Origin of the sequence: Peribacillus sp. Hz7 (genome assembly GCF_042136355.1) — a bacterium.
Classification (GTDB): domain Bacteria; phylum Bacillota; class Bacilli; order Bacillales; family DSM-1321; genus Peribacillus; species Peribacillus asahii_A.
In genome coordinates this window covers 1-1,650 of record NZ_JBHHJV010000055.1, presented here as the reverse complement: position 1 = coordinate 1,650, position 1,650 = coordinate 1, and the positions used below count along the sequence as shown (strand labels likewise).

The following is a 1,650-nucleotide window of genomic DNA, read 5'->3' as shown; positions in this document are numbered from 1 at the left end:
AAGGCAAAATTAAAACATACTAACATTAGTAGCACAAACCATGGCCATGGTTTGTGCTACTATTTTTTTATAGTAGAAGTGCAGGAAAGTCGCTCATGCCTTAGGATCTTGGAATCCGTAATTAAAACCGGCTAACTTCACACCCTTAATTGAATCAGTTTAGTATGTTGGGTCTTTAAGATCGTGTATAAGAAAGTGGGATCGATAAGGTATTGTGAAAACTTCTATAACTGTTTAAAAGGAGAAGAAAGATGAAACATGTAGTTGCCTTGGACGTTAGTATGGGAAAAAGTACTGTAGTTATCTATAATGCAAATCGGAAATGTGAATATGAAGGTGAATTTGAACATACTCGACCTGCGTTTGAAGCATTTAAAAAATCGTTAATCAAATTAAGAACTCAAGATGGGCAAGCACCTGAAATTGTCTTTGAAGCGACTGGAGTATACTCTGCACCATTAGAACGCTTCTTACAGACAGAGGGGTTCAATTACTACAAAATCAATCCTCTTGAAGCTAATCTTCAAATGACGAAAATGCGCCGTCAGAAGACAGATATTAGTGATGCACATGAATTAGCAAAAACACATTACCAAATGGAAAGGCGACAAGCATATCAAATAGATAGTTATTACGATCAAATGCGTGCACTAACACGTTATTATGATGAGCTTGATAGTGAAATTACGCCACTATATAATCGGATGCATTCAATTTTACAACTTAGTTTTCCAGAGCTTCAAAAGATCTTTTCAACTCGATCAGTATTATTCTTAAATATTGTTCAACTATTTCCCCATCCAGATGAGGTTCTTGTTCGTTCGAAAACTGTTGTATGTAATCAGCTTAGGACGAGTACACGACAAAACTTATCACTCGCAAGAGTTGAACAGAAAGGCGTTGCTCTATTAGAAGCTGCGCACAATTCTTATCCAGCTATTTCTAAGGACGATGTACGTTGTGAACAAGTTAGAGAATATGCTAGACGAATTGCAGAATTAAAAACAAAGAAAGAATTACTTGTAAGGCAGATGGTTGAACTTTCAAAGAATCAACAAGAATATCAAGTGCTAATTTCCTTTCCAGGTATTGGTGAAGCAACAGCTGTACGAATTATTGGGGAAATAGGTGATATTCGACGCTTTAAAAATCATAAACAATTAAATGCATATGTAGGTATTGATATCATGCGCTATCAGTCTGGGAATACATATTACAAAGATAAGATTAATAAACGAGGAAATAAAAAACTACGTAAAATACTGTTTTATATGATTCAAACAATGATTAAATTACGTCGTTTAGGGAGAAATCACTTCGTAGAGTATTACGACAAATTAAAAAAGCAACCTTATAACAAATGTCATAAAGTTGCGTCCATTGCCTGTGTGAATAAGTTCTTGAAAGTGGCTTTTCACCTTATTACACACAATTTAACCTATAATTACGAAAAAGCTTCCACGCATCCGTAATCAGTTAATAGGAGTATATCACATATGAGGCCTGGCGAAAAAATGAAAAATCGTGAGGTCTTTTCATCGTGCGAAAGTTTGTTTTGGAAGGAAGGGGTACCCCTTCCTTCCAAAACAAACTCACCTCTTAGAATAAAATTATCTAAAAATACTTGACTAGAGGTAAGAAAGGCATGAG

At 35.2% G+C, this 1,650-nt stretch carries 1 protein-coding gene; it reads left to right on the top strand.

The features are described from left to right. Positions 1-251 precede the first annotated feature (251 nt). The gene (locus ACE199_RS23455) at positions 252-1,472 is read left to right on the top strand and encodes an IS110 family RNA-guided transposase (protein ID WP_375351914.1); all 1,221 of its coding nucleotides are present in this window, start codon (positions 252-254) and stop codon (positions 1,470-1,472) included. The last annotated feature ends 178 nt before the right edge of the window (positions 1,473-1,650 follow it).

Coding starts and splice junctions, on each gene's coding strand:
- ACE199_RS23455 (WP_375351914.1), top strand. CDS start 252: ATGAAACATGTAGTTGCCTTGGACGTTAGTATGGGAAAAAGTACTGTA.